We start from the raw sequence: 24,120 nt of genomic DNA on the forward strand, positions 1-24,120 counted from the left end.
CCGCCGAAAAATGCACCAGACGCGGCAGTAAAAGCATCGGCCGTGCTGCTGGCGCCACAAGCGCTTACGCGCCGACTGAAGGCGTCGCGTCGAGCTCACGTCGCGGGGCTCCGCTCGGCGATCGCCGCCATGCCGCTGCGCCAGACGAACTGGACCAGATCGGCCCAGCCCATATCCTCGCGCGTCAACGGCGCCGATCCTTCGCCCGCCATCTTCTCCCAGCGGTCGAAACAGGCAGCGCCGATCGCCTCGGCCTCCGCGAACGACAGCGGCGACACGGCCGCGGGGGTTTCCGCGCCCGCCATCAATGCGGCCTGAACGCGATGCTGCGGTCGCTCTGCCAGCAGAGCGCGCAGGTCGCGCAACAATCGGTGGCGCCCGTCTGCGCCGGGCACAGGATCGCGTCGGGATCGACCGTCCCCGGTTCGACGACGCGCGCGGCCATGAATTCGTTTGGCGCGCCCGAAAAACGGACGTGCCAGCGCTCCGCATAGTCGCGCAGCACGCACATAATCGCGCCGCCGATTGCCGATCCGGGTGGATGCGCGGTAAAGCCGAACACCGCCAGCGCCGGAAAGCGGTCGAGCCACTCTCGCCACGCGCCGACATAGCCGATCGACCAGAAATCGCCGAGGATGTGCAGCCGGATCAGGAAGCCCCCCGGGTGCGCGGCCTGCAGGTCGGCCAGCTCGCGCTCCAGCCGGTGCACCAGCGCGTCGCCGTGCACGATGCGCTCGGCCGCCTGCATATTGTTGCCGTAACAGATCGCCCATGCCGCGCAGGCGCGCGGGCAACTCGCCCGTTCCTCCAGCGTCAGCGTATAGATCGGCCAGCCCTTGCGATGGCCTTTCATCACCGTCTTGCCGATCTTGCGGCTCTGGTGCCCATCCTTCAGCACCCGGTCGACCTCATGCGGATCGAACACGCGCGTCGGGAACAGCGTCCGCGCCGACCGGCTCGCCGGATGCAGCGCCGACACGACGATGCCGCGGCCCTTGGGTATGGCGGTGCCAAAGCGGCGCAGGGTTGAGGCGGTCGTCATCCCTTGCCTCCGCACCAGTCGCACCGCCGCTCGCAAAGGTCGCATCCGCCTTCGGGGTCGACGCACGCATATTCCTCGAAACAATCGTAGACCACGCCCTCGCCGGCACAGTTCGAGCAGCCTTCGTCATCGCCGACATGATAATCGGCGACCGCCTCGGCGTCGGGATATCCGCAGCAACGGCATTCATCGGGTTCGGTGAAATCCTCGTCGAGCTGCCCCGGGGCGATGCATTCGCCGCACGAGGGGCACCAAAGGCCGTGCTCGTTGAGCATGAAATCGCTCACGACGCGGTGCCTCCCTTTTCGAGAGCGGTGGCGAGGTGATGCGGCATCGGCATCCACCCGACCGGCGTCCCTTTCCCCTGCACATAATGGTCGTGCGACCAACACCAACCGGCGAATAGCCAGCCTAGCCTCTCGTCATCGCCGACGTTGTGATCGTTGTTATGGCCGACGGTAATTGCGAAGCGCGCGTCATCGAGCGGGTGGTCGCCATCGCTGTAATCGACGAGCAATAGCACCGTCTCGTCGCGGCGATCCCAAGTGTCCATGCGGCGGAATGCCGAGCTCAACGCGTGGATCGACGCGGGTCCCGTTCGCGCCCGCGCCTCTTCGAAAAGCGCAACGAAATTGTCGAGGCTGACGAGAGCGTGATCGGGCGTATCTTCCGGCGATGTCAGCTCGTCGGGATTGGCGTCGAGAAAGTCGACCCAGACCTCCTTCAGCACCGCGCGTTCGACCTCGTCGACCGCGGGCATGATCATGCCGCAATCGCAACAAGGCTCGCCCGGGCCGCAGCAGCAACAATGCGGCGGGCAGCCGCCTTCGTCCATCGCGTCAATGCGATCGATGCTGGTGGCAAGCCAGCTACGATCATCTTCTTCGGCATCGACGGCAACAAGGTTCGATGGGTCGGTACGGATCGCGCTGCCCGAGGGGCCGTCATGATCATCGGGCAGCCAATCAACCCAGCCCGGGAGGTGAAGTTCGACAATGGTGCCGACCTTGGACGTGCGAACGTGGCGAACCCGGTCGCCGACAGAATGCGGATTCGCGCTCACGCCGTCACCCCCGCGCGCTCGAATGCAGCCTTGTCGTCGTCATCCTCATCATCGCCGGCGAGTGCCGCGATCAGCTCGGCCCAGGCATCGCCGATCACCTTCGCGCTCGCCTGCCCGAAACGCAGCGCCGGATCGTTGCCGCGCGCCACCGCGACCAGCCGCCGCCATTCGACCTGCGTCGTTTCGCCGATCATCTCGGCGACCATGTCGGCCTCGTCGCCGTGCATCCAGATCAGCGGGTCGCGCTTGACCGTCAGCGACACGACCAGCGCCGCGACACCGGGGAAAATCGTGCCGGCATATTGCAGCACCTGGCCCTCCAGGCCGCGCGCCATCACCACCAGCGCCGCGCGCGTCCGCGTCGCGCCATGCTGACGCCACGCCGCCTCGATCCCGCCGATATTGCTGACCTGTCCCGGCTTCCACGCCGTCGGGTTGCTGTGCGGCGCGACCGACAGCCCCGCCTCGGTCAGTGCCGCGACGATCGCCGTCGACTCGCTGTCGCCCGACGCGACTGCGGCCTTGAAAATATCCAGCTTGCTCAGCGCGCGGCGCTGCTGGTTCAGATGGACGAACGCCGCCGCTTCGTCGGCCTTGTCGGCCATGTCCAGCACGACGCACGGCAATTGCGCGATATCGCTGCGCAGCCGCGCCGCCGCCAGCCGGTGCTGGCCGTCGATGACGAAAAGTTCACTTGACCCCGGGCGCCGCGATACGACCAGCGGCAGGCACAGCGACCAGTCCCAATGTTGCGCGATCCGGCGGATCAACGTCTGCGACGGGCTGTTGTCGATCGACCGCTGATAGGCGGGATCGCTGCTCAGCTGCGACGGCAGCGCGAATTGCAGCACGGGCATGATGCCCAGCGGCGGATTGACCTTCAGCCGGTCGGTCGCGGGTCGGCTCATCTCACTCTCCCAATCTGGCGCCGCGCGGTCACGACGCCCTCCGCAGTTCATGGGCGGCCGCCGCCTGCGCATCGCGCCGCTGCATCCGCGTCATCACCCCGTCCCAGCCGTGCGCGCACAGCGCGTGCCCCGGCGGCAATTCGCACCGCGGGCACCGCGTCGAAACCGGCGCGGTCTCGCGCATCGGCGGATCGATCGTGCTGACATAGACGGCGGGCCCGCCGCCCGACCGGTGGCGGCCGATATGGCTCGGATGCACCGCCGCGCAGGCGGCCGCCTCGTCGCGCAAGGCCGCGTCGATCATCCAGATCGACGGGCCATAGGGTCCGCCGCGCCGCACGACGCGGACCGCACCCAGCGGTTTCCACCGCGCCATCAGATGCTCGACGGTCGACGATCCGATCGACAGCGCCTGGGCCATCGTCCGCGTGCTCATTTCCAGCCGCCCGTCGGCGTCGCTCGCCGCAATCAGCCAGTCGAACAGCCGCGGCGCGACCTCGGGTTTGCGATGCGCCGCCGTCACCGGCTCCACTCCGTTTGCTTCAGCACGGTCCCATTGGCGTCGAGGATCCGGTACCGCCGCCGCTCGCCGCCCGCGAACACCTTCGCCTCGACCCCGATCTTGCCGGCGACCTTCAACCGGTCGACATAATATTTCGCGTTCGCCGGCGCCTTCATTCCCGCGCCCTTCGCCAGCACCGCCAGCGAGGGCGCCGGCTGCCCCATGTTCGCCGCCCGCTTGATCGCGCGCAGGATATGATCGCTGACCGGCGTCCCGTCGGGCGCCTGCGGCTCGGCGCTGCGCCCGCCCTTGGCCCCGCGCGCCGGGACTGCCGCAGGCATCGCGCAAAGCTGACGGACCGCGATCCACAGCCACTCGCCCTTACCCGCCGGCTCCGTCACGACGTCGACGAACCCCGCCGCCTTCCACTGGTGCACCAGCACCCACGCCAGCGCCATCTTCGGCGCGACGCGCCCCGTCGCGACCAATATCCGGTCTTCACCGTCGGGATCGCTCAGCCATTCCTCCAGCGCGGCGGGCTCGGCCGTCTGCGCCATCGGCGGCAAGGCATAGGATTCGGCGGCGGATTTCACGCGCGCGGTGCCTCACGCATCGGCGCGGTGTGGCGCAGGTGGCGTTCCCAGCTGCCGGGATCGCTGTCTACGTCGATGCACTTGGAAATCGACGCATTGTCAGAGTCGATGCAATCGAGCGGCGGCTTCGGCGCCAGCGCTTGCACCGTGTCTACGGTGCGCAACGCGCGCCGCACCGCGGCCAGGAACGCGACCAGCCAGTCGCGGCGCAGCGTGATCAGCCCGCGACCGTCGACGTCGTCCAGTTCCAACAGCGCCTTCGCCGGCGCATAATCCTCCATCAGCGCCGCATCGCCCGCCGCGCACAAAGCTCGCGCCTCATCGACCGTGAATTCCTCGGCCGTACTAAAACCCTGCCAGACGCGAATCGTCTGCGTCGTTCCGCGCAGCACCGCTTCGATTTTCGGCGGCGCCGCAATCTGCCCCGCCACCGCGCCCTGTCCGCCATGCGCGCGGATCGATCCCCCGTGATGCATCATTCGCCCTCCTCGATGGCGGCCAGTTCCAGGTCGATTTCGACCGCGATCGCGATCAGGTCGGCGACATCGCGCCGCCGCTTCGTCGCCTCGGCCTTGCTGATTTTCTGGTCGGACAGATCGCGCAGCAGTCCGGTCAGCAGGTCGCCATGCTCCTGCGTCAGCGTCACCGCCTTCGCATGCCAGTTGCCACGGTCGGCGCGCACGTCGGGCAGGGCGATCAGCACTCGCCTTAAATCGCGCGCCATCGCGGCCGTAATCGCGGGCGCCTTGCCCTCGGCGATCGCCGCCTTGTCCAGCGCCACCGCCGCGTCGATCGTCGGCAGGTCGGGATCGTTGACGTTCAGCCACCGCCCCGCGGTCGAGCGGTGACGGCTGGTCGTCGCTGCCGCGCCATCGACCCCGCCGGCCTGCTCGACCGCCGTTTCCGCCGCGAACTTCATCCGGCCATGCATCGGCGTCCCGCGCGTCATTTGCCGCGACCCTTGACCGGCTCGCCATCGGCCTGCTTGATGTTGACGGCGCCGACCTCGGCGTAATCCGCTGGCTCGCTGGCGGGCCGCAGACACATTGTTTCAAAGGGAGAATTATGGCTGGGACCATCTACGACATGGGCGACGGGGCGCCCCTCGTTCAGCAATTCGCCGATGGCATCGCCCTCTGGGGAAACTCCGAGGACGACGGGCAGGTTGGGTTCAAACTGAGCGTCGAGGGTGCGACGACTCTCGCAGTCCGCCTCTTGGCGGAGGTAGGCCGCCTGTGCGGCGATGATATCCCGGTAACGCCAGCGTCGGCCTTCACCATCCAGGACGGCATGTCGCTCAAAGGTGACAGAATCTACCGGGTGGGATTCGCAATCGAAGATGGAATTGTCGCGATTCAACTCGATGCGGACCAGTTCTCCGATGCGGCTGCGGCCTTTGCGGCGGAGGCGCGCCGCGCGGATCGCGTCACCCGGCCGCGCCCGGACGGCGGCTGACTTTTCCAGCACCATCATAAATCCGGGGCGCCAGACAAATTGACCGCGCTGCATGACAGCAGCGAGGCGATTCGCGTTGCCGGGATCGGTCAGCTCAAGCCACGTCATGCCCGGGCCTCCTGACAAGACATTTCGGTCGTCTGTCTCGTGGACGCGTCGGCCAATGCCTCGGTATCCCGCCGGGCATGATATTCCTCATGTTCTGCAAACAGGTCCGCAGATGTGACCTCGCCCTCGGTCTCTTCGAGGATACGCTTGCGCGTGCTGGCGTTGGGCAAGGTCTCGCCGGCGGCGGCACGCGTGATCGTCGAAACGGCCACGCCAACGGCTTCGGCGAGCTTGCTCGCGCTCTTCCCGTCCTGTGCAAGATAGGATTTCAATCGCATGCCGCTTAACTTGCATAATACGCAAATGCGGGTCAACCCCATTTTTGCATATGATGCTATGGCGTTGCTGTCTTCGCGCTCAGATAATTGCACAATGCGCATAATGCTCAGACAGTTACGCGAGGCTCTTGGCCTTTCCCAAGAAGTGATCGCCGACCGGCTCGGCTGTAGCGTCAGCCAAGTCAGCCGCTGGGAGGCCGGTCGCTCGAACATCCCGAGCGAGCGGTTGCCCGAACTTGCTCGCGCCTATGAGGCACGGGTGGCCGACATCTTTCAAGACGACGATGGAAAAATGGTCCCGCTGGGACCGCAGATCCCGATACGAGGAAAGGTGGCGGCGGGCGTCTGGGCCGAAGCGTGGGACATAACGGACCAAGGGCTTACGATGATGGGCAGGGCCGACAGCGATGTGCCGCTGCGGGATCGCTTCGGAGTGATCGTCGAAGGGGACAGCATGAGCGAAAAGTACCCCTCGGGTACGTTCCTCGACTGCGTCGCATTTTACGCGAATATTCAAATCCAGAGCGGGCGAAGGGTGATCGTCCAGCGGCGCAATCTCAGCGGGGAAATCGAGGTCACTGTAAAAGAATATCGTATCGACGACGATGGCATCGAATGGCTGGTACCGCGCTCGCACAACCCATCGTTTCAGGCTTTCCGCGTCGATCAGCCAGGAGACGACATCGAAGAGGTTCAAATCGTCGGCGTAGTGATCGGAGCATATCTCCCGGAATAGCCTGTTTGCACAATACGCAAATAGGCTCTTGATCGATATTGCATGATATGCAAATAACGCCCCTGCCCGATCCCCGGGCAGGGAGTGAACCTCATGCGCCACTGGCTGGCTCTGTTCCCCATCGACGGCCGCGACGCCGATAAGGCTGCGGCCGTCATTTCTTCGATGCCCCGCGCGGTGCTGATCGGCTATTTCGCCTTCGCCGCGATCATCATCGCCGACGTCGTCATCGGCCTGCTCGTCTTGGGCGGTGACCTGTGAGCCTCGCCTACAGCTCCGTAAACCGCTGCGCCTGGGAGAACGGCGAAGGCCAACGGTGCACCGCAATGCGGATACCCTATCAGCTCCATTGCGCTGAGCACCGGCCCCGCGCGGAGCGTCGCGCCGTGCTCGACCCGAAGGGCACCCCCGGCTGGCTCCGTGAACTGCGCCGCGACACGCGGGAGCAGGTGCTGTGAAGATCGCCCTGCGCCTGTTCGGAACCGTGCTCATTCTCGCCGGCTGCCTGACGGTCGGCGTCGACCGCGCAGACTACGATACGGGCCTGTTGCTGATCATCCTCGGCTTTATCGCGGGGCTCGACGCTGCGCTGATCGAAATCCGCGAGCGGCTGCCATGACCGTCCGCGCCCCCTTCCGCGTCGGCCACCTCGACGCCTTCATGGTGACCACCGTCGCGCGCGCCGAATGGTACCGCCGCTTCGAAGTCCGCGAACAGGCGATCGCCCGCGGCGAAACGACGCGACAGGCGGCGGCGCCCGACGAACGGCTGTGGGACGGCATCCTCGCGCTCGCCGAGGAAACGCTGGTCATCGCCGGGCACCGCCGCGTCGCCGCCATCCCCATCACCCCCGAACAGGCCGCCGCCGAACTGCGCGTCGTCGCCGAACGCGCGCGCAAGAACTGGGTCAACGACGGCAGTCCCGCCGGCGCGCGCCGCCACGACGACCTTGCCGAACTCGCCCGCCTGATTGCCGACCTCCCGCGCCGCGTGGCGCTCGAATCCGAAAGGAAATCCGCATGACCGAAGAACCGACCGCTTTCCCCTCGACCCTGCCGCTGTCGCGCATCCAGCCCGGGCCCAACCCGCGCCGCTATTTCGACAAGGTGAAGCATGACGAACTGGTCGCTTCGCTGCTGCTCCACGGCTGGCTCCAGCCGATGCTGGTCCGGCCGTCGGAGGATGGGGAGAATTACACGACGGTCGGCGGCGGGCGCCGGTACCGCGCCGCGCTCGAAGCGTTCGGGCCCGACGCCGACGTGCCCGTCTTCATCCGGCCGCTGACCGATCAGGAAACTCTGCCGGCGGCGATGGCCGAGAATGATATCCGCGACGACGCTTCGGAAACCGAACAGGCGGACGCCGCGGTCCGCGTGCTCGCCGATTGCGGCGGCGACCGGGCCGAGGCAGCGAAGCGGCTGGGCTGGTCGACGACCAAGCTCGACCGCCGCCTCGCGCTCGCCAACCTGTCGGAGGCGGTCAAGGTCGCGCTCGACGAACGCCGGATCAAGGTCGGCCATGCCGAGCTGCTCGCCGCGGTGCCCGGCGACAAACAGGACAAGGCGCTCGATACGATCCTGACTGCCGGGCTCGACGTCGCCAAGACGCGCGAGCTGCTGATGCGCGTGACGCAGAATCTCGCCGCCGCGACGTTCGACAAGAGCGATTGCACCAACTGCGAATATAATTCGGCGCGGCAATGCGCGCTGTTCGAAAGCCATGTCGACGACGGCCATTGCACGAACCCGGGATGCTTCCAGCTCAAGACCGAGGCTGCCGAACAGGCGCGCGCCGCGGCGACAACCGAAAAGCCGGAAACGTCAACCGGATCGGCCGAAACGACAACCCCGCCCGCCGATCCGGCGCCGTCCGACGATCAGGAAACGCCGCCGGCCGAACCCGCCGCGGCGCCGGCAGCCAAGCCCGCGCCCACTCCCGCCGCGCCGAAAAAGACCGCCGTCACCGCCGCATCGATCGCCACCCGCTTCGCCGACGTGCGCGAGACGGCATGGCGCGCCGCGGTCGCGCGGGTGCTGGAAATCAACACCGACCATGCGCGCGTCACCATCATCGCCGCCGCGCTGTCGGGCACGCTCGGCGACATCAAGCCCGACAGCCTGACCGCGCGCGCCTGGCTGCTGGTCAACGAGAAGTTCCCGCGCCTCGATTTCCGCGACCGGATCGACGCCGTTCGCGACCTCGCGCCGACCCGCGAGCGCGAGGCAATGGGCGCGATCGCCACGGCCTACGCCAAACATGCGGTCGATTTCGGCCATGTCGCCGCGATCGCCGAGGCTTTCGACATCGATCTGCGCGACACTTGGAAGATCGACCAGCCGTTCCTCGCCCACTTCGGCAAGGATGAGTTGAAGTTCATCGCGCAGGAATGCGGCCTGATCGCGCATCTGGGCGAAAAGGCGTTCGCCAAGCTGCTGAAGAATACGACCGACCGCCTCGCCGACGGCATGCTCAACGCCACCGGCTTCGACTGGTCGGGGCATCTGCCCAGCGTCATGACCCTCGACGGCGCATACAGCCCGCCGCCCGGCGCACCGGCGGCCGAGCCCGACCCGGCGCCGGAACCGGCTGTCGAACCCGATGCGACGCCGGCCGCGCCCGCCGACGCGCTCGACGCGATGCGCAAGGAAATCCGCGACCTCGACGTCCAGCCCGCCGTCGTCCTCGCCAAGGATCGCTACGCCGACGAGCCCGAAGCGTTCATCCGCGACGACGAAGGCGGTTGGTCGGCCGACGAAGGCGACACCGGGTACAAGGATCTCGCCGAGCTGCTCGACAATTGCGAGATCATCACCGGCCATTGGCCGACCCGCGAAGCCTACGAGGAATTCGCCAATCCCACGCCGGTCCCGGCCGAGCCCGCAACTGCGGAGGGGGAAGGAAGGTGAGCCGCGCCGAAAGGATATGTGCCCGCGCGGAGGCGAGGGTGGAAGAAATCTGCCGCGCTTTTCCGCCCATCAATCCGCCGCCGCAGTATTGGCTCATGAGCGATGCCGGACCTGACTACTGCCGCGAATGCGTCATCATCGCGCGCGGCAAGGAGTTCGAGCTTGGTCCGCTGATCACCGAATCAGAGTACCGATTTTGTCGCAGCGATTGGGAAGATGCCTATTTCGAGGGCATCGATGGCGGCCGAGATATCGAGGGCGAGAGCGCATCGCATTGCTCGCGATGCGGCAAAACCCTGTCGTACATCCTGACTGACTACGGCGCGGAATCAGAGGCGCTCTACTGGCTGGAATGTCCCGCCGATTACATGAACGACGAGACTTCCTATGGCCTCGATCGCCTCGCGCTCAATCTCTACCACGGCATGGAGCGCAAGCGGCTGCTGATGATCTGCGCCGTCGTCGGCCAGACCTATCGACTGTTCAAAGCCCCCGAGGAACGGGCGCAGCTTTGCAGTCCAACGTCTCCCACTCTCACCGAAAAGGAAACCACCCCATGCTGATCACCAGCTTGCTGCCGCTGCTCGCCCGCTACTCGCTCGGCTTCGATCTCGTCGCCGGCGCCGATGGCGTCGTCACCCTGACCGTCATGCCGCGCAAGGCCGAAGGCGCGAAGCACGCGCCCGAGGCGGGCGAGGTGCGGCCGATCTCCATCACTGCGACCGCCGCCGAAATCGACACCGAACTGGCGAAGGGGGAGGGCGGCGCGCTCGGCCAGCTTTTCGCCGCGCGCAAGGAACTGGGCGACCAGATCGCCGAGCAGCGGCAGGCGGCCGAGGATGCGAAGGCGGCCGCCTCGAAAAAGGCCAAGCCCGCGACGCCCGCACCGACGCCGTCGAAGGCCGCGGCCCCGGCCAAGACGCCCGAACCCGCCGCCCCGGCCGACGACAAGCCGGGCGGCCCCGCCAGCCTCTGGTAACGCGCGCGCCCTTCCTCGTCTCGACCCCGAACGGAGCATCCAATGAAAATCACCGAACTCACCCGCGTCTACCGCTACGACGGCATCGATCTGCCGGTACCGACGCACCTCGCCGGCGATCCGCAGGCCCTGCGCCAGTATCACGCGACCCTCTACCCGGCGATCCTCAACGCCGAGGCGGTCGACGCCGGCGTCACCGGCACGACGCACGTCACCGAATATCGCCGCGCCGTCGGCACCAAGGGCTGACGATGGCGCGCCGCCCCCGCGCGGCCGCGACCGTCGCCCCGCGAAAATCGCTTCTCGAATGGATCGACAGCAACGATGACGACACCAGCTTCGCACCCCCGACCTGCAGCGCCAACGTCCGCGCGCTCCACGCCCGTATCCCGCTCGCGACCAGCGACGGCCCGGTCGAGCCGATCCCGCCGCCGCCGGGCCTGCACCTCGCCCCGCTCGGTTGAAATCGCGGGCCGCGCCGTTGCGCTGTCACCCGACGTTCCGGTTGCTTTCGATACCCCGCTCGCCGCCCATCACCGGCTGATCGGCCGTTGGGCTGCAACGCGCCAAGGCGTCGACCGGATCGTGTCCAGGCCTGAGGCGCGGACATGGATCGAATGCGCTTTCGGGCAGGCCGCGCTTGATATCCTGCGCCCGTTCGAATTGACCGGCCTACGCGTGATTGCGCTGCACGGCGGCGACAGCCTGCCCCCGGCGCTGGGCATCGTCTCCGACGGGATCGGCGAGATCGACCTGCGCTGGATCGGCAAGACAAACGCGCTCAAGGACGTGATGCTCGGCCCCGTCGCCCCGACCGGCTGGCGCGCTGCCGCCTATCGCGAGTTGGAGAAGGCATTGTACCGTGCGCTGCCGGTCTTTTCCTACGTCGATCTTTTCTATGAATATTCGAACTATTTCTGGGACGGCGAAATCACCGACGAGGGTGCGCGCAATGCACTGATCGAATGGCATGGCGCCGATGAAGCCGAGATTGAGGTCGACCAACTCCCGTCGGGGATGAACGCGCGCCGCCCCGACTATATGCTCGCGGAGAATGCCGATCCGCTGTCCGCGATGCCCCGCGAGCTTGCCGATAAAATCCGCGACCTTCGCCGCGCCCACAAGGCCCTTATGGAACTGGGGTCCGACGGCAACGCGTGGCACCTCGATCGCGACGATCTCTGCAACTACATCCCGGAGTCCGAAGATTGGTCCTGGCTGCCATCGATGACGCTGGTGCCGTTCGACCATTTCGCGCGCGAGCTCGACGCCATCGGCCAGATGGGCATGGAACAGGGTTTCACCGACATTGCCGGCATATGCCCGCTGAAAGACGTTGCGGCGGTCGACCGCTGGCTCGCCTCGCTCAAGCTCGGCGCCGACCTGCTGGTCGCCGCGCAAGAGCTGATCGACTTCGATCCGATCAAGCGGTCACCGGCACGATGACCGTCCACGGCATCCAGTTCGAAGCGACTGAAGGCGGACTCGTGCTGAAGAACGCAATCCTGCTCTATCGCGAGCATACGCCCTCCGATCGCTATTATTGGCGCGAGGAAGGCGGGAAGGGGCAGACCTTCGCAAGCATCCACGCGGTCGAGCACCATGACGGCCAGCCGGTGATTGCCGCGGGCGTGCCTCTCTCGCGCGCGCACTTGCGTCAATGGACCGAGGCGCTGGGCAGGTCGGCCGCGCCAGAGATTTTGCCCGAAAACGTCCTCGTCGCGCATCCCGACATGCTGGCATGGTGGGTGCCTGAGAAGGTCCGGCCCAGCTATTTCCATCTCAAGCTGCCGCCGAAGGATCTGAAGGCGCTGACGAAGCGCATCATCCTGCCGCTTCCCTATCCGGCGCATCTGTTCGTCGCCACCCGCCGCGGCCTTGGCGTCTATGCCCTGCCGGCGAGCGAGCGGCCGAGCGCCGACACCGTCGTTCTGCATTCGCCGGTCCTCAACGTCTTTCTCAATGGGCAGCTTTGCTGGGGCAACATCCCGCAGCCCAAGGCGCTCGGCATCGCGGCGATGGCCGATTACGAACGCGCGGTATTCGATAGCTGGTCGACGCATCCCAACCCCGGGCAGGATCTGACGGTCACCGGCAAGGGCGGCCTGCTCCGGCTCTGGGACGACCTCGCCGCACGCAAGGCAAAGCGCTTCCCGGCGAAGCGCCTGAAGCCCTTCTACCCGGAACGTCGGCCACCGAACGGCCCCGCTCCGATCACCTTTGGCAAACTCATTGCGGGAGGCACCCGATGACGATTCTCGCCGACGATCCGACCGCCGCGGCCGTGCTCGCCGCCGTTCCCTCCTATCCGGTACCGCCCAGCGGCCGATCGCCCGCCATCGATGCGCTGCGCCAGGCGCGCGCCGGCCACGGCCTTGCCGTCGGGCACGATGGTGTCATGCTGATCCTGCGGCGCCCGTGGCTCGCGCTCGACGTGCCTGTTGCGCCGCCTTTGGACGCGCATCTTCCTTATGGCAGTATCGGCGAACCGCGAGCCGACCTGCGCTGCGGGCTGATCCCCGCCGATTTTCTTGATCGCATCCTAGAGCATTTCGCTGCGGCGCTGCCCAACGAAGCGGCCGCGTTCGTCGTGTGGAACGAAGCGACTGGGGAATTCGCCATCAATTATCCCGAGATCGACGAAGCCACACCTTCGCGCCTTGTCTACCGGACCCCGGCCCTTGCCGCCGACTGGCACGTCATCTGCGATATCCACAGCCACGGCCGCGGCGCTGCCTTTTTCAGCTCAACCGACAACGCCGACGACGCGCACTCGACGAAGATCGCGATAGTCATCGGTCTGATCGATCCGAGCAAGGGACCGAATATCGCCTCCCGACTCTGCGCCGGCGGCATGTTCCTGCCGATGCCGCGCAGCCCCTTTGCGGGAGGCAACGATGCAGCCTGAACCTGACCGGCATTTTCTGCCCCCCGGACTTCACGATCGCGCCCTCAACATCCTCCTGGTCGGCTGCGGCGGTAATGGTGCCCAGATGCTGATGGGGCTCGCGGCGCTCGACACCGCGCTGCGCGCGATCTCGTCGCGATCGCTGCAGGTCACCGTCGTCGACGACGATATCGTCAGCGAAGCCAATCTCGGCCGCCAGCCCTTCTATCGCTGCGACCTCGGCAATTCGAAGGCGCGGACGCTGACCGAGCGGATCAACATCGCCCACGGCCTGAACTGGCGCGCCGTCCACGGCCGCGCGCCGGCGGCGATCGGCGTCGACAAGATCGATATCGTCATCAGCTGCGTCGACACCGCCTCGGCCCGCCGCGCAATTGGCGCCGCGATGCACGACCGGGATTCGCCGCCGCTCTATTGGCTCGACCTCGGCAACCGCGCGACCGACGGCCAGTTTCTGCTCGGCTGCCCCAAGGGCCGCTATCACAAGGACGAAGGGCGCCTGCCGACCGTGCTCGAGTCCTTCCCCGAACTCGCCGACGAAAGCGCCCCCGACGACGACGCGCCCAGCTGCTCGGTTGCCGAGGCGCTCGAACGCCAGTCGCTGTTCGTCAACCGCGTCGTCGCCAGTCACGCCCTCGCGCTGCTCTTCGACCTGCTCGGCCGCGGCTCGATCCGCCACGCCGGCGCCTTCATCAATCTCGCCAGCGGACAGGTCGTCCCGATCGCGCTGCCGAAGGCCGTTCCGAGCAAATGACCCCCGATCCGGCCATCTTCGACATCGCACGCGCCCTTGCGCGCGTCGCGGTTGCGCGCAAGATGGCCGACGCCCGCAACAAAGCGAATCGCGACCATGCGCACCCTGATCTACGCCCGCTTCTCCAGCACCCTTCAAAATAGCCGGTCGATCGACGACCAGGTCGCGGTGTGCCGGGCGCGCTGCGAGGCCGAGGGCTGGGAAATCCTTGGCGTTTATCCCGACTATGCGATCGGCGGCGGCGCCGGTTTCGACGAAAGCCAGCGCCCGCAAATGGCGGCGCTGCTCGCCCGGGTCGATCAGGGCGGCATCGAACAGGTGCTCGCCGACACGACCAGCCGCATCGCGCGCAACCTCGGCGACGCGACGCAGATCCGCGAACGCATCAATTTCGCCGGCGCCCGCCTGTTCACGCTTGCCGATGGTGAGGTCGACGCGCTGCGCGGCGGCATCAAGGGCGTCATCGACGAGCACCAGCGCAAGGAAAACGCCCACAACATCCGCCGCGGTCAGCGCGGCCGCGCGCAACAGGGCTTCGCGCCGGCGGGCAAGGCCTATGGCTATGCCCTCGACAACCGGATCGACGAGGCAACGGGGCGCGCGCTTCGCGGCCGCCGCCGGATCGACCCCGAACAGGCGGCCGTCATCCGTCGCATCTTTGCCGAATATGCCGCGGGCCGATCGGCGCGCCAGATTGCAGAATCGCTGAACGCGGATCGTGTCGCGCCGCCATCGGGTAAATATTGGGCCGTCAACACGATCAACGGCAGCAACAAGCGCGGCGACGGCATCCTGCGCAACCGGCTTTACAAGGGCGAGATGGTCGTCGGCCGCACCCGCAAGGTTGTCGATCCGGTGACCCGCAAGGTCCGTATCCGGGCCCAGCCCGAAAGCGAATGGCAGGTGTCGGCCGTGCCCGACCTGCGGATCGTCGACGAGGATATCTGGCAGGCCGCGCAGGCGCAGCGCATGACGCTTTCGGCCATGCCGGTGCGCGCAACGGTGCGGCCCGTGCGGCTGCTGTCAGGCCGCGTCCGCTGCGGCGCCTGCGGCGGCACGGTGGTCATCATCCAGCGCAATCGCTGGGGCTGCCGCTCGACGCGAGAACATGGCGACAGCGTCTGCACGATGCGCCGCACGGTATCGAATGAAGAGCTCGAGGCGCGGGTGATGACCGGGCTGACCACGAAGCTGCTGCACCCCGACGTCGTCGCCGAACACGTCCGCACCGTGCGCAGCGACTATGCCCGCGCCGCGCGTGAGGCGAGCGACCGCGAGGCTGGGCTACGCAGCCGCGTCGCCGACGCCGAAAAGCGGATCGCGAACCTGATCGCCGCGATCGAGTCGGGGGCAGGGGAATTTGCCGACATCCGGCAGGCGCTCGCCAAGGCGACGGCCGAGCGCGACGACCTGCGCGCCGGCCTCGCCGAAATCGACAGCGAGAATGTGATCGCCCTTCACCCGACGATCGCCGACGATTATCGCCGCATGGTCGCCGACCTGTCGGCCGTGCTGGCCACGCCAGAGGGCGCTATCGATCTCGCCCCGGTCCTGCGCAACCTGATCGACCATGTCACGATTCGCCCGGGAAGCGGTAAGAAAGACGTGGAAATCGAACTGGTCGGCCGCCTCGCCAACCTCGTCGCCATGGCCCGCGGCACCCCGGTCACCGCCAATGCACCCGTTTTTACGATGACGGGCGAGCGGGTGAAGGGAATCGAACCCTCGTCGTAAGCTTGGGAAGCTTCTGCTCTACCATTGAGCTACACCCGCATCGCCGCCGCCTTTGCCGTTTTCGGGCGCCGCGGTCAATGGCTTCCTCCATCGACCCGCCCCCTTCCCCACCGCACCGGTTGCGCTTGCATGGCGCGGCGGGGATGATAGGCAGGCGGCGGGTCGATGGAGGAAGCATGTTCCGATTGACCCTGACGTCCGGCGCCGCGCTCGCCGCGTCGCTTTTCTTTTGCCAGCCCCTTCTTGCCCAGACCGGCGTCACAACGGCAAAGGTCGAGGGGCTGCCCGCGACCGAGTGGGAGGCGGCCTATGCCAAGCCGCTCGACGATGCCGCGGTCGCCTCGCCCGAAATATTCCGCCTGCTGACCGAATGGGCGCCGGTGAAGGACCCGAAGAACCCCGGCCTCTACCGCAAATATGTCGGCGAGGACGAGGCGAAGCTGGTGATCCGCCACCTCCGCCGCGACGGCAAACTCGATGCGGGCGAGATCGACCTGCTCGAGGAATTCGCCTTTCCCAAGGACCGCGTGATCCAGCTCACCCGCCTCGGCGCCGACGGCAAGCCCGACAAGGCGAGCAGGACCGCGGTGACCACCCCGCCGGGAATGATGCAGAGCTTTGCCCGCGAACTCGTCGCGATGTGGCAGAGTGAATGGGAAAAGCCGGACGCCGCCGGCTGGCCGACGCTCGCCGGCATTTACGCGCGCGATCCGAAGCAGGCCGAGCTATTACACAAACGCGTGCGTGCGGCGGGGCAGGCGATGCTGGCCGCGAAGTGGCAGGCGTCGAACGCCGGCAACCGCTGGGCGCCGTTCCGCGATACGATCCGCCTGTACAGCGATGCGACGCTGAAACTGCCACAGCCGCAATGGCCGCGCGGCAAGCAGTTGCTGTACGACGCCGCGGCGGACACCGACCGCCACTATGGCGCTGCGATCCAGGACTTTCTCTACAACTGGCTGAAGCCCGCACCTTGACGCTGGCGGGCCACCGGGGGATGTCGGGGCAAAGGGGGAGGGCATGATGATCGACGATTTGCCGGACAGGTTGTTGCGGCATCGCCGCGCGGTGGGGGCGGCGGCGATCCTGCTGGCGGTTTTGACGTGGACGGTCGACCTGACCGACCTTGTCTATCACTGCCCCTATTGCCGCGTGCAGCGGACGATGATCGGCGCGCTGGGCGTGCTGCTGATGCTGCCCAACCCGGCGCACTGGCTGGTGCGCTATCTGTCGGCGATCTTCGCGCTGTTCGGCCTTTCGGTCGCCGCCGCGCAGCACTTTCGCGGCTGGGCGAAGATCATGGGCGGCGAGTTCAGTTGGGGCGAGCAATGGTATGTCAACGCGTGGATGCTGTCGGGCTATGCGATCTTCATCCTGACCGCGCTGCTGTTGCTGATCTGGCGGTGGCGGCCGGCGGAAGGCCGCGGCGGACCCTAGGCCGGACCGCGGGCGTTTTCGTTTGACCGCGCGGCGCCCTCGTGGTGCGGTGCCCACCGGGTCGGCGAGGGGGATTTATGATCGGCACGCGATCGGGGTTCGCGGCGCGGCATCGCGGCGACCGGCTGTTCTTTCCGGCCTTTATCGCCATGTCGTGGCTCGGCGTTGCGATGGGCTTTGCGCCGCACATCGCGAAACGCTTCGGCGGCACCGCCGACTATCCCGCGCCCGCGATGCTCGAAATCCATGTCTGGGCTTTTTTCGCCTGGATGACGATTCTGACCGTACAGGCGCTGCTGATCGGCGCGCGGCGGCACGACCTGCACCGGTTGCTCGGGCTGAGCCTGCTGGTGTTGGTGCCGGTGATGACGGTGTCGGCGATCGCCGCCGAAATCCACAGCCAGCGCTTCTATGCCCCGCGCGACCCGGACAATGCGCGCTTCTTTGCCCTGCCGCTGACGTCGATGGTCCTGTTCGCGGGCACCGCGACGCTGGCGTTCGTATGGCGCGGCGATGCGGCAGCGCACAAACGGCTGGTGCTGCTCGCGACCGCGGTGATCCTGTCGGCGGCGTTCGGGCGCTGGTGGGGGGAGGGGATCGGGTTGATGCTGGGCGATGGCTTTTGGGGTGTCTTGCTCGGCAACTGGGCGGGGACGATCGCGCTGATCGCGGCCGCGGCGCTCTACGATCGCGCGACGCGCGGGCGGGTGCATCGGGTGCTGATCTGGGGCGCCGCCGTCTATGCGCTGGCGTTCGCGGGCGCGAGCGCCGCCTATCTCAGCGACTGGTGGCCGGCGTGGGTGCGCGGCGCGCTGGGGCTGGCGGCGGGCTGAGCAAGGGCGCCGGGCCCCGCGAAACGGGAGCGCGCGCCGCGGTCATTCGCGGTCGTCGGACGGGTCGAGCCGCACCGTCCACACCGGATGCCCCGCCTCGCTGCGTTCGATATCGTGCGAGGGGACCATGTCGTCGCCGGTCTCGATCCACCCGCGCCCGTCGCATTTGGGGCAGGCGTGGCGGATCGAACGGTGGCTGACGAGGTCGATCTGCGTGTTCCACTGGCCGTAACCGCTGCACAGCGGACACAGCTTGTCGAGATTGCCGCTGCGTTGGCGCCGCGAAATGCCGTCGAGCGCGTGCGGGTCGGTCGGGCCGGTGCAATGGACGATGTTCGAGGGGTGCGACATGGGCGGAGGATATGCGCCGGGGCCGGGATTGGCAACGGGATCGGCGCGACGCCGCCATCTTGCTTTTGAACATCGGCGCTGTTCTATTCCATGCCCATGCCGCCGGAGATTCAAGCGCTGATCGACAAGCCGTTCTTGCTGGCGACGGTGCTGGCGGTTGGCGCGCTGTGCGGGATCGTTGCCGAACGGGTTGGCGAGAATTGGAACAAGGCCGAGCGTCGCCGCCGCTGGCAGGCGCGCAAGGGGAAGGTCTATCGCCCCGCTTTCGGAGCGCAGGCCGATCCGGTGCCGCCCAAGCGGCTGGACCCGATCGCGACCGCCGCCGAGCAGCTTCGCGTCGTGATGGAGGCCAGCTTCACGGCGCGGCCGCTGCTCAATCAGGGCGAACGGCGCCTGCTATCGGTGCTCGACAAGGCGCTCGCCGATGAAAGCCCTGGCTGGCGGGCGATGGGGCAGGTGTCGCTGGGCGAGATACTGGCGAGCCCGAACGAGGCGGCCTTCCTTGCGGTCAATTCGAAGCGTGTCGACCTGCTGATCGTCGATGCCGACTGCCGCCCGCTCCACGCGGTCGAGATGCAGGGAAAGGGCCACCACCAGAGCGACAACACCGCCGCGCGCGATGCGGTGAAACGCGAAGCGCTGCGCCGCGCCGGGATCGGCTATGTCGAAGTGGTCAGCGGCGATACGCCCGCCGAAGTGCGCGCGATGGTGCGCAAGCTGGTGGGGCGGGGTTCGGGCGCCGGGTAAACGGTAGTCGCAATCGAAAAGCGACCCAAATCCTAATCGTCACCCTCTAACGAGACACGTGGCTCGTTTGACTTGATCCGGGGCCTGCCTTGTCTTCGGATGTGGCAAGGAAGGCGGGTCCCGGGTCAAGCCCGGAATGACGGAGGGGGCTGAGGCAATCCCCTCAACCCGCATCCCCGCACAGCCGCCAGCGGCCATGTTCGACATGGGTGGTCTTGCCGACGATGCTTTCGGTCAGGATGATCTCGTCGACCGTCCAGCCGATCGGCGGCAGTTTCAGCGCGCCGAAGGTCTGCGACCCCTGCCGGTCGCCGCGATAGTTGATCGTGATGTGCGGTTCGGGGGTGGTGCCGTCCATGATCGGCGCTTTTCGCGCGAGCAGATGGTCGACCAGCGCCTTCTGGAACGCCCGCGCCTCGGCCAGCGGCTCGCGCGTGCGCAAGGTCACCGCCTTGCGGTTCTCGATCCGGTCGAAACGGAGCGGAAAGGGCGCCGCGGCGAAGCCGTCGAGCGCGGCGATGGTCGCGGGCAGCCACTCGGGCGGCGCATAGTGCAGGTCATAGAGCGAGATGAGCGTGACATGGAGCAGGTCGGGGCCGCGCCCGGGATCGTTGCGCGGCAGCGCGGCGATCGCCGCCTGCACCTCCGGCGGTGGCTTGGCCATGACGTAGAGGGGGTTCCGGGCGCGCATGGGTGGGAGTGTAGCATGGTGTGGGCAATGGGGGCGACCGGCGCTCGCTCTTTGGCTCTGGATGGAGCCATTACTGTCACCGCAGTCGTCAATGCGCTTCGTTGACACGGCCCATTCTTCGAAGAATACTAGTGCGCTGGGGGATGACCGTATGCAGCACTACGTGCGAGTTGAGTTCGAGCGATTCAAAGCGTTCAAAAAATTCTCTCTCAATCTTCGGCAATTCAACATTCTCGTTGGTCCGAATAATGCTGGAAAATCAACCATCCTTTCTGCATTTAGAATCTTGTCGGCAGCTTTTCGACGAGCGGAATCCAAACGAGCAACGCTAGTGCATACATCGCGTGGGACAGTGATGGCGCATGCCGTTGACATGTCCGACATTTCAGTGGCTAGCGAAAATGTTTTTTACAATTACATCGACGATGAACCGGCTACTGTAAAGTTCCACTTGTCCGATGGGAAAAGTCTAAGTCTGTATTTTCCGGAGAGAGAAGTTTGCTATTTGATACCAGATGCAAATGGCGCGACTTGCGAGTCCCCATCACAATTTAGAAATCACTTTGACTGTCCGATCGGATTTGTCCCGATATTAGGCCCAGTCGATCATCATGAGCGCCTTTATGAAAAGGAAGCGGCAAGGCGCGCGCTTTTCAATTACCAAGCTGCTAGGAACTTTCGGAACATATGGCATCATTACCCCGAGCATTTTGACGAATTCCGAGACGCAATCCGCTCAACGTGGCCGGGCATGGATATCCAGCGGCCTGAAATCGATACATCCTATGAGCGCGCAAGAATTAACATGTTCTGTCCAGAAGGGCGCATACCGCGGGAGATATTCTGGTCAGGGTTTGGGTTCCAAGTATGGGCTCAAATGCTTACGCACGTAATTCAGTCACGCAGCTCAAGTATTTTCTTGATAGATGAACCAGATATTTATCTTCATTCGGACCTTCAGAGGCAATTGGTCGGAATGTTGCGCTCTCTCGGTCCAGATGTACTTATCGCTACGCATTCAACAGAAATAATAACCGAAGCGGAGGCGGATGAGATAGTAGTAGTTAATAAGTCAAAAATTAAATCAAACAGGATCAAGAATTCTTCACAACTGGAGGCAGTTTTTCAATCTCTAGGTAGTAACGTAAATCCTATACTGACACAGCTTGGTAAAACAAAAAAGGCGATATTTGTTGAGGGTAAAGACTTTCAAGTGATATCCAAATTTGCAAGGAAAATGGATTCGCTCTCGGTCGCCAATAGATCATCTTTTGCGGTTGTTCCAATTGAAGGTTTCAATCCGGAACGGGCGAAAAACTTGAAAGCGGGAATGGAGCTTACGCTTGGGCTGTCGGTTTCTGCCGCGATAATGTTAGACAGAGACTATCGTTCTGATGCCGAATGTTCCGCAATCAAGGCGCAATGCAAAGATTTCAGCGCCTTCACGCATATACACAAACGCAAAGAAATTGAGAATTTCCTTCTCGTGCCGTCAGCAATTGACCGAGCTGTCGCGAAGCGGATAGCGGACCGTGCGACACGAACAGGTGAAATGGTCGAATATTCACATAGCGCAACAGAAATTTTGTTAAAGTTCTCTAGCGATCAAAAGAGCTATATCGCGGGGCAACATCTTACGCTGTATAGGAAATTTCAGAAGAGTATAAACCCGCTTGCGCATGAAGAAGCTATAACTCAGCAAGCTTATGAGTGGCTCGATAAGCAGTGGGAAGATGAGCAGTCGCGTATCTGCTTACTTCCTGGAAAAGATGCTTTGAGTGCTTTGAATACGGTATTTCAGGAAAATTATAAAGTTAGCGTAACCGCGACGGGAATTATAGATGCGCTAACCAATCAAGAGATTCCGGCAGAAATAAAATCCATCATCCGACAAATAGAGGAATTTGTCGGATGATGGCGGAACAATCTGCGAGCTATCGTCTTTAATCATGCTCCCTACCACCAGCGCCCATATACAGCTCGCGCCCGGTTTCCTCATAAACCTCGCTCATTTTCGCCATGCCCTTTTCGGCCTCTTCGGCGGCGATGAAGCCGGCGCTGTCCTGATTTTGCAGCTTGGCGAACTCGCGGACTTCCTGGCTGATCTTCATCGAGCAGAATTTGGGGCCGCACATGCTGCAGAAATGCGCCGACTTGGCGCCCTCGGCGGGGAGCGTCTGGTCGTGGTACTGCTCGGCGGTGTCGGGGTCGAGCGACAGGTTGAACTGGTCGCGCCAGCGGAATTCGAAGCGCGCTTTCGATAGCGCGTCGTCGCGGACTTGCGCCGCGGGGTGGCCCTTGGCGAGGTCGGCGGCGTGCGCGGCGAGCTTGTAGGTGACGACGCCGACCTTCACATCGTCGCGGTCGGGCAGGCCGAGATGCTCCTTGGGGGTGACGTAGCAAAGCATCGCGGTGCCGTACCAGCCGATCATCGCGGCGCCGATGCCGCTGGTAATATGGTCGTAACCCGGCGCGATGTCGGTGGTGAGCGGCCCGAGCGTGTAGAAGGGCGCCTCGCCGCACGCTTCGAGCTGCTTGTCCATATTCTCCTTGATCTTGTGCATCGGGACGTGGCCCGGCCCCTCGATCATCACCTGCACATCCTGCGCCCAGGCGCGCTTGGTGAGCTCGCCGAGCGTGTAGAGCTCGGCGAACTGCGCCTCGTCGTTGGCGTCGGCGATGCTGCCGGGGCGGAGGCCGTCGCCGAGGCTGTAGGCGATGTCATAGGCCTTCATGATCTCGGTAATCTCGTCGAAGCGTTCGTAGAGGAACGATTCCTTGTGATGCGCGAGGCACCATTTCGCCATGATGCTGCCGCCGCGGCTGACGATGCCGGTGACGCGCTTGGCGGCGAGGGGAACGTAAGGCAGGCGCACGCCCGCATGGATGGTGAAATAGTCGACGCCCTGCTCGGCCTGCTCGATCAGCGTGTCGCGGAAGATTTCCCAGGAGAGCTCCTCGGCGATGCCCCCCACTTTCTCCAGCGCCTGATAGATGGGGACGGTGCCGATCGGGACGGGCGAGTTGCGGAGGATCCATTCGCGCGTGTCGTGGATGTTGCGGCCGGTCGACAGGTCCATGACGGTGTCGGCGCCCCAGCGGATCGACCAGACCATCTTGTCGACTTCGGACGCGACGTCCGATGCGACCGCGCTGTTGCCGATATTGGCGTTGATCTTGACCAGGAAGTTGCGGCCGATCGCCATCGGCTCGCTTTCGGGGTGGTTGATGTTGTTCGGGATGATCGCGCGGCCGCGCGCAACCTCCTCGCGGACGAACTCGGGGGTGACGTAATCGGGGATGCTGGCGCCCCAGTCCTGTCCGTCGCGGACATATTCGGCGAGGCGTTCGCGGCCGAGATTCTCGCGCGTCGCGACATATTCCATCTCGGGCGTGATGATGCCGCGGCGGGCATAGTGCATCTGGCTGACGTTCGCGCCGGGCTTGGCGCGGAGGACCGTCTTGCGGACGTTGGGGAAGGCGGGGACGCCGCCGCTGCGGTCGGGGCCGAGCTGGCCGTTGTCCTCGGGGCGCACCTCGCGCTGGGTCACGTCCTCGACGTCACCGCGGGCGCGGATCCAGCTGGCGCGGAGTTCGGGGAGGCCGGCGGCGATGTCGATCTTCGCATTGGGGTCCGTATAAGGCCCGCTGGTGTCATAGACGCGGACGCTGGGCTCGCCGCTGTGCGGGTCGAGATCGATCTCGCGCATCGCGACGCGGATGCCGCTGCCGGTGGGGCTGGCGATGTGCACCTTGCGGCTGCCGCGAATGGGCCCGGTGGTGACACCGATAGGTTCGGCTTGCGTCTTGTCGAGGCGGGAATCGATGTCGGCCATGTGCAGTCGCTCCAGTTGTTCGGAGCGAGAATGGGAGTCCGGTTTCGCGGAACGCCGACCCTCCCTCCGCCGGTATTACCCGGATCAGGTTCAACGGGTCGCGGTCTATTCCGCTCTCAACCTGCTCTTGCACGACAGGCTCCCCGGGGATGGGGCGTTATAGGCGGCGGGGCGCGGGCTGTCGAGCGCGGAAGCGATGCCGCGGACGTGCGAAGAATCAGTTCGACTAAGCCTGTGATTGCGGACCATTTTATAGTTG

33 protein-coding genes, 1 tRNA gene and 1 riboswitch are annotated in these 24,120 nt (G+C 65.3%); of the genes, 19 read left to right on the plus strand and 15 right to left on the minus strand.

Features of this window, described 5'->3' with window-relative positions:
- Positions 1-95: 95 nt before the first annotated feature.
- From V6U71_RS21585 to V6U71_RS21635, 11 genes are read right to left on the minus strand one after another with little or no spacing between them, the layout of a single operon-like run.
- The gene (locus V6U71_RS21585; protein ID WP_411340330.1) at positions 96-305 is read right to left on the minus strand and encodes a hypothetical protein; all 210 of its coding nucleotides are present in this window, start codon (positions 303-305) and stop codon (positions 96-98) included.
- Positions 305-1,042 (minus strand): hypothetical protein, encoded by a 738-nt coding sequence (locus V6U71_RS21590; RefSeq protein ID WP_411340331.1) that lies wholly within the window; start codon positions 1,040-1,042, stop codon positions 305-307. The genes V6U71_RS21585 and V6U71_RS21590 overlap by 1 nt, the downstream gene beginning before the upstream one ends.
- A complete protein-coding gene (locus V6U71_RS21595; protein WP_411340332.1) occupies positions 1,039-1,329 on the minus strand; it encodes a hypothetical protein in 291 nt (96 codons plus the stop codon). The genes V6U71_RS21590 and V6U71_RS21595 overlap by 4 nt, the downstream gene beginning before the upstream one ends.
- Positions 1,326-2,105: a hypothetical protein gene (locus V6U71_RS21600; protein WP_411340333.1), complete on the minus strand. Its 780-nt coding sequence runs from the start codon at positions 2,103-2,105 to the stop codon at positions 1,326-1,328. The genes V6U71_RS21595 and V6U71_RS21600 overlap by 4 nt, the downstream gene beginning before the upstream one ends.
- Positions 2,102-3,013: a DUF6551 family protein gene (locus V6U71_RS21605; protein WP_411340334.1), complete on the minus strand. Its 912-nt coding sequence runs from the start codon at positions 3,011-3,013 to the stop codon at positions 2,102-2,104. The genes V6U71_RS21600 and V6U71_RS21605 overlap by 4 nt, the downstream gene beginning before the upstream one ends.
- A 28-nt stretch (positions 3,014-3,041) precedes the next feature.
- Positions 3,042-3,536, minus strand: coding sequence for a hypothetical protein (locus tag V6U71_RS21610; protein WP_411340335.1), 495 nt, complete (start codon positions 3,534-3,536; stop codon positions 3,042-3,044).
- Complete coding sequence (locus tag V6U71_RS21615; RefSeq protein WP_411340336.1) at positions 3,533-4,108, minus strand: hypothetical protein; 576 nt, start codon at positions 4,106-4,108, stop codon at positions 3,533-3,535. Before V6U71_RS21615 ends, V6U71_RS21610 begins: the two co-directional genes overlap by 4 nt.
- Complete coding sequence (locus V6U71_RS21620) at positions 4,105-4,587, minus strand: hypothetical protein (RefSeq protein WP_411340337.1); 483 nt, start codon at positions 4,585-4,587, stop codon at positions 4,105-4,107. Before V6U71_RS21620 ends, V6U71_RS21615 begins: the two co-directional genes overlap by 4 nt.
- Positions 4,584-5,057 (minus strand): hypothetical protein, encoded by a 474-nt coding sequence (locus V6U71_RS21625; protein WP_411340338.1) that lies wholly within the window; start codon positions 5,055-5,057, stop codon positions 4,584-4,586. Before V6U71_RS21625 ends, V6U71_RS21620 begins: the two co-directional genes overlap by 4 nt.
- Complete coding sequence (locus tag V6U71_RS21630) at positions 5,054-5,671, minus strand: hypothetical protein (RefSeq protein ID WP_411340339.1); 618 nt, start codon at positions 5,669-5,671, stop codon at positions 5,054-5,056. Before V6U71_RS21630 ends, V6U71_RS21625 begins: the two co-directional genes overlap by 4 nt.
- Entirely contained in the window at positions 5,668-5,949 is a 282-nt protein-coding gene (locus V6U71_RS21635; RefSeq protein WP_411340340.1) for a helix-turn-helix domain-containing protein, read from the minus strand. Before V6U71_RS21635 ends, V6U71_RS21630 begins: the two co-directional genes overlap by 4 nt.
- 103 nt (positions 5,950-6,052) lie before the next feature.
- Between V6U71_RS21635 and V6U71_RS21640 the strand changes: the two genes are divergently transcribed.
- The 14 genes from V6U71_RS21640 to V6U71_RS21705 all read left to right on the plus strand — a co-directional run bounded on the left by V6U71_RS21640 (position 6,053) and on the right by V6U71_RS21705 (position 15,966).
- A complete protein-coding gene (locus V6U71_RS21640; RefSeq protein ID WP_411340341.1) occupies positions 6,053-6,685 on the plus strand; it encodes a helix-turn-helix domain-containing protein in 633 nt (210 codons plus the stop codon).
- Positions 6,686-6,778: 93 nt separating this feature from the next.
- Positions 6,779-6,946, plus strand: a complete 168-nt coding sequence (locus tag V6U71_RS21645; RefSeq protein WP_411340342.1) for a hypothetical protein — start codon at positions 6,779-6,781, stop codon at positions 6,944-6,946.
- Between the two features lie 193 nt (positions 6,947-7,139).
- Complete coding sequence (locus V6U71_RS21650) at positions 7,140-7,304, plus strand: hypothetical protein (RefSeq protein WP_411340343.1); 165 nt, start codon at positions 7,140-7,142, stop codon at positions 7,302-7,304.
- Positions 7,301-7,708, plus strand: a complete 408-nt coding sequence (locus V6U71_RS21655) for a hypothetical protein (protein ID WP_411340344.1) — start codon at positions 7,301-7,303, stop codon at positions 7,706-7,708. The genes V6U71_RS21650 and V6U71_RS21655 overlap by 4 nt, the downstream gene beginning before the upstream one ends.
- The gene (locus tag V6U71_RS21660) at positions 7,705-9,591 is read left to right on the plus strand and encodes a PRTRC system ParB family protein (RefSeq protein ID WP_411340345.1); all 1,887 of its coding nucleotides are present in this window, start codon (positions 7,705-7,707) and stop codon (positions 9,589-9,591) included. The genes V6U71_RS21655 and V6U71_RS21660 overlap by 4 nt, the downstream gene beginning before the upstream one ends.
- On the plus strand, positions 9,588-10,154 hold the full coding sequence (locus tag V6U71_RS21665; RefSeq protein ID WP_411340346.1) for a hypothetical protein: 567 nt from the start codon (positions 9,588-9,590) through the stop codon (positions 10,152-10,154). Before V6U71_RS21660 ends, V6U71_RS21665 begins: the two co-directional genes overlap by 4 nt.
- A complete protein-coding gene (locus tag V6U71_RS21670; protein ID WP_411340347.1) occupies positions 10,148-10,570 on the plus strand; it encodes a PRTRC system protein E in 423 nt (140 codons plus the stop codon). Before V6U71_RS21665 ends, V6U71_RS21670 begins: the two co-directional genes overlap by 7 nt.
- Positions 10,571-10,612: 42 nt before the next feature.
- Positions 10,613-10,819 (plus strand): PRTRC system protein C, encoded by a 207-nt coding sequence (locus V6U71_RS21675; protein WP_411340348.1) that lies wholly within the window; start codon positions 10,613-10,615, stop codon positions 10,817-10,819.
- Between the two features lie 2 nt (positions 10,820-10,821).
- Complete coding sequence (locus tag V6U71_RS21680; RefSeq protein WP_411340349.1) at positions 10,822-11,034, plus strand: hypothetical protein; 213 nt, start codon at positions 10,822-10,824, stop codon at positions 11,032-11,034.
- Positions 11,035-11,233: 199 nt separating this feature from the next.
- Positions 11,234-12,016, plus strand: coding sequence for a hypothetical protein (locus V6U71_RS21685; RefSeq protein ID WP_411340350.1), 783 nt, complete (start codon positions 11,234-11,236; stop codon positions 12,014-12,016).
- Positions 12,013-12,822, plus strand: a complete 810-nt coding sequence (locus V6U71_RS21690; RefSeq protein WP_411340351.1) for a PRTRC system protein B — start codon at positions 12,013-12,015, stop codon at positions 12,820-12,822. The genes V6U71_RS21685 and V6U71_RS21690 overlap by 4 nt, the downstream gene beginning before the upstream one ends.
- Positions 12,819-13,478 carry a PRTRC system protein A gene (locus V6U71_RS21695; protein WP_411340352.1) on the plus strand — a complete coding sequence of 220 codons (660 nt, stop codon included), beginning with the start codon at positions 12,819-12,821 and terminating at the stop codon, positions 13,476-13,478. The genes V6U71_RS21690 and V6U71_RS21695 overlap by 4 nt, the downstream gene beginning before the upstream one ends.
- Positions 13,468-14,232: a PRTRC system ThiF family protein gene (locus V6U71_RS21700; RefSeq protein WP_411340353.1), complete on the plus strand. Its 765-nt coding sequence runs from the start codon at positions 13,468-13,470 to the stop codon at positions 14,230-14,232. Before V6U71_RS21695 ends, V6U71_RS21700 begins: the two co-directional genes overlap by 11 nt.
- A 96-nt stretch (positions 14,233-14,328) precedes the next feature.
- A complete protein-coding gene (locus V6U71_RS21705) occupies positions 14,329-15,966 on the plus strand; it encodes a recombinase family protein (RefSeq protein ID WP_411340354.1) in 1,638 nt (545 codons plus the stop codon).
- Here V6U71_RS21705 and V6U71_RS21710 read toward each other — a convergent pair.
- Positions 15,935-16,005 (minus strand) — tRNA-Gly (locus V6U71_RS21710). The two genes, V6U71_RS21705 and V6U71_RS21710, sit on opposite strands and share 32 nt — an antisense overlap.
- A 137-nt stretch (positions 16,006-16,142) precedes the next feature.
- Here V6U71_RS21710 and V6U71_RS21715 point away from each other — a divergent pair.
- The 3 genes from V6U71_RS21715 (at position 16,143) to V6U71_RS21725 (ending at position 18,236) form a co-directional block, all read left to right on the plus strand.
- A complete protein-coding gene (locus V6U71_RS21715; protein ID WP_411340355.1) occupies positions 16,143-16,943 on the plus strand; it encodes a hypothetical protein in 801 nt (266 codons plus the stop codon).
- Positions 16,944-16,989: 46 nt separating this feature from the next.
- On the plus strand, positions 16,990-17,403 hold the full coding sequence (locus V6U71_RS21720; RefSeq protein ID WP_411340356.1) for a hypothetical protein: 414 nt from the start codon (positions 16,990-16,992) through the stop codon (positions 17,401-17,403).
- Positions 17,404-17,480: 77 nt separating this feature from the next.
- On the plus strand, positions 17,481-18,236 hold the full coding sequence (locus V6U71_RS21725) for a hypothetical protein (protein WP_411340357.1): 756 nt from the start codon (positions 17,481-17,483) through the stop codon (positions 18,234-18,236).
- 42 nt (positions 18,237-18,278) lie between these two features.
- Here V6U71_RS21725 and V6U71_RS21730 read toward each other — a convergent pair whose 3' ends face one another.
- Entirely contained in the window at positions 18,279-18,587 is a 309-nt protein-coding gene (locus V6U71_RS21730) for a hypothetical protein (protein WP_411340358.1), read from the minus strand.
- Between the two features lie 96 nt (positions 18,588-18,683).
- Here V6U71_RS21730 and V6U71_RS21735 point away from each other — a divergent pair, with 96 nt between their 5' ends.
- Positions 18,684-19,334 carry a DUF2726 domain-containing protein gene (locus V6U71_RS21735; protein ID WP_411340359.1) on the plus strand — a complete coding sequence of 217 codons (651 nt, stop codon included), beginning with the start codon at positions 18,684-18,686 and terminating at the stop codon, positions 19,332-19,334.
- Positions 19,335-19,497: 163 nt separating this feature from the next.
- Here the strand turns inward: V6U71_RS21735 and V6U71_RS21740 are convergent, their stop codons facing one another.
- A complete protein-coding gene (locus V6U71_RS21740) occupies positions 19,498-19,998 on the minus strand; it encodes a 2'-5' RNA ligase family protein (protein ID WP_411340360.1) in 501 nt (166 codons plus the stop codon).
- Between the two features lie 178 nt (positions 19,999-20,176).
- Between V6U71_RS21740 and V6U71_RS21745 the strand changes: the two genes are divergently transcribed.
- Positions 20,177-21,940: an ATP-dependent nuclease gene (locus V6U71_RS21745; protein ID WP_411340361.1), complete on the plus strand. Its 1,764-nt coding sequence runs from the start codon at positions 20,177-20,179 to the stop codon at positions 21,938-21,940.
- Between the two features lie 28 nt (positions 21,941-21,968).
- Here V6U71_RS21745 and thiC read toward each other — a convergent pair whose 3' ends face one another.
- Entirely contained in the window at positions 21,969-23,861 is a 1,893-nt protein-coding gene (gene thiC, locus V6U71_RS21750; protein ID WP_411340362.1) for a phosphomethylpyrimidine synthase ThiC, read from the minus strand.
- Between the two features lie 44 nt (positions 23,862-23,905).
- Positions 23,906-24,017: riboswitch (TPP riboswitch) on the minus strand.
- Positions 24,018-24,120 lie beyond the last annotated feature (103 nt).

It is taken from the genome of Sphingopyxis sp. J-6, assembly GCF_046603995.1.
In the GTDB taxonomy this organism is placed as follows: domain Bacteria; phylum Pseudomonadota; class Alphaproteobacteria; order Sphingomonadales; family Sphingomonadaceae; genus Sphingopyxis.

Excerpts from the sequence above, each read along its gene's own strand:
- thiC (WP_411340362.1), bottom strand. The coding sequence starts at position 23,861 with ATGGCCGACATCGATTCCCGCCTCGACAAGACGCAAGCCGAACCTATC.
- V6U71_RS21625 (WP_411340338.1), bottom strand. The coding sequence starts at position 5,057 with ATGACGCGCGGGACGCCGATGCATGGCCGGATGAAGTTCGCGGCGGAA.
- V6U71_RS21630 (WP_411340339.1), bottom strand. The coding sequence starts at position 5,671 with ATGACGTGGCTTGAGCTGACCGATCCCGGCAACGCGAATCGCCTCGCT.
- V6U71_RS21655 (WP_411340344.1), top strand. The coding sequence starts at position 7,301 with ATGACCGTCCGCGCCCCCTTCCGCGTCGGCCACCTCGACGCCTTCATG.
- V6U71_RS21635 (WP_411340340.1), bottom strand. The coding sequence starts at position 5,949 with ATGCGATTGAAATCCTATCTTGCACAGGACGGGAAGAGCGCGAGCAAG.
- V6U71_RS21730 (WP_411340358.1), bottom strand. The coding sequence starts at position 18,587 with ATGTCGCACCCCTCGAACATCGTCCATTGCACCGGCCCGACCGACCCG.
- V6U71_RS21605 (WP_411340334.1), bottom strand. The coding sequence starts at position 3,013 with ATGAGCCGACCCGCGACCGACCGGCTGAAGGTCAATCCGCCGCTGGGC.
- V6U71_RS21645 (WP_411340342.1), top strand. The coding sequence starts at position 6,779 with ATGCGCCACTGGCTGGCTCTGTTCCCCATCGACGGCCGCGACGCCGAT.
- V6U71_RS21590 (WP_411340331.1), bottom strand. The coding sequence starts at position 1,042 with ATGACGACCGCCTCAACCCTGCGCCGCTTTGGCACCGCCATACCCAAG.
- V6U71_RS21715 (WP_411340355.1), top strand. The coding sequence starts at position 16,143 with ATGTTCCGATTGACCCTGACGTCCGGCGCCGCGCTCGCCGCGTCGCTT.
- V6U71_RS21690 (WP_411340351.1), top strand. The coding sequence starts at position 12,013 with ATGACCGTCCACGGCATCCAGTTCGAAGCGACTGAAGGCGGACTCGTG.
- V6U71_RS21745 (WP_411340361.1), top strand. The coding sequence starts at position 20,177 with ATGCAGCACTACGTGCGAGTTGAGTTCGAGCGATTCAAAGCGTTCAAA.
- V6U71_RS21720 (WP_411340356.1), top strand. The coding sequence starts at position 16,990 with ATGATCGACGATTTGCCGGACAGGTTGTTGCGGCATCGCCGCGCGGTG.
- V6U71_RS21735 (WP_411340359.1), top strand. The coding sequence starts at position 18,684 with ATGCCGCCGGAGATTCAAGCGCTGATCGACAAGCCGTTCTTGCTGGCG.
- V6U71_RS21670 (WP_411340347.1), top strand. The coding sequence starts at position 10,148 with ATGCTGATCACCAGCTTGCTGCCGCTGCTCGCCCGCTACTCGCTCGGC.
- V6U71_RS21700 (WP_411340353.1), top strand. The coding sequence starts at position 13,468 with ATGCAGCCTGAACCTGACCGGCATTTTCTGCCCCCCGGACTTCACGAT.
- V6U71_RS21585 (WP_411340330.1), bottom strand. The coding sequence starts at position 305 with ATGGCGGGCGCGGAAACCCCCGCGGCCGTGTCGCCGCTGTCGTTCGCG.
- V6U71_RS21740 (WP_411340360.1), bottom strand. The coding sequence starts at position 19,998 with ATGGCCAAGCCACCGCCGGAGGTGCAGGCGGCGATCGCCGCGCTGCCG.
- V6U71_RS21680 (WP_411340349.1), top strand. The coding sequence starts at position 10,822 with ATGGCGCGCCGCCCCCGCGCGGCCGCGACCGTCGCCCCGCGAAAATCG.
- V6U71_RS21675 (WP_411340348.1), top strand. The coding sequence starts at position 10,613 with ATGAAAATCACCGAACTCACCCGCGTCTACCGCTACGACGGCATCGAT.
- V6U71_RS21640 (WP_411340341.1), top strand. The coding sequence starts at position 6,053 with ATGCTCAGACAGTTACGCGAGGCTCTTGGCCTTTCCCAAGAAGTGATC.
- V6U71_RS21695 (WP_411340352.1), top strand. The coding sequence starts at position 12,819 with ATGACGATTCTCGCCGACGATCCGACCGCCGCGGCCGTGCTCGCCGCC.
- V6U71_RS21705 (WP_411340354.1), top strand. The coding sequence starts at position 14,329 with ATGCGCACCCTGATCTACGCCCGCTTCTCCAGCACCCTTCAAAATAGC.
- V6U71_RS21660 (WP_411340345.1), top strand. The coding sequence starts at position 7,705 with ATGACCGAAGAACCGACCGCTTTCCCCTCGACCCTGCCGCTGTCGCGC.
- V6U71_RS21725 (WP_411340357.1), top strand. The coding sequence starts at position 17,481 with ATGATCGGCACGCGATCGGGGTTCGCGGCGCGGCATCGCGGCGACCGG.
- V6U71_RS21620 (WP_411340337.1), bottom strand. The coding sequence starts at position 4,587 with ATGATGCATCACGGGGGATCGATCCGCGCGCATGGCGGACAGGGCGCG.